The following is a 441-nucleotide window of genomic DNA, read 5'->3' on the forward strand; positions in this document are numbered from 1 at the left end:
TATGTAACCAATACACCGGCTCAAATTGCGTTTCATACGCGGTGCCGTTTACTACTCGACGAGCTAGAAAACTGGCCCGAAAAACAAACCATGCATCACTACGATTTAAGCTGTGCACTTGCCATTTTATGGATGGTGTCGAGCACTGGTGCAGGCGGTATTCCGCGTGTAAGTAGCCGCAAAGTAACTAAACAAATAAGAGGCTATTATGTTTAAAAGCAAGCCACGTATAACATCTAAAGCATACGCTGCACTTAATCGTATGTTTGATCAAAACCGATTAGATCCTAGCCTTACATCGCTTATTACTGAGCTGCCTAATCCAGACCCTATTTTACGCCGTGCAGGCAAAAACACGGCTATTTACGAAGAAATTTCGCGCGATGCGCATGTAATAGGTGAGTTGCGCTCTTTGCGTAGTGGTTTATTTAGCTTTAATAC

The 441-nt window shown here is 43.3% G+C and carries 2 pseudogenes; both read left to right on the plus strand.

Annotated elements, in window-relative coordinates:
* Positions 1-216, plus strand: a pseudogene (locus tag AAEZ18_RS18395) (hypothetical protein); the annotation flags it as partial.
* A pseudogene (locus AAEZ18_RS18400) lies at positions 209-441 on the plus strand (phage portal protein family protein); the annotation flags it as partial. The pseudogenes AAEZ18_RS18395 and AAEZ18_RS18400, both read left to right, overlap by 8 nt.

Source organism: Pseudoalteromonas sp. 19-MNA-CIBAN-0066, from assembly GCF_040308705.1.
GTDB lineage: Bacteria > Pseudomonadota > Gammaproteobacteria > Enterobacterales > Alteromonadaceae > Pseudoalteromonas > Pseudoalteromonas nigrifaciens.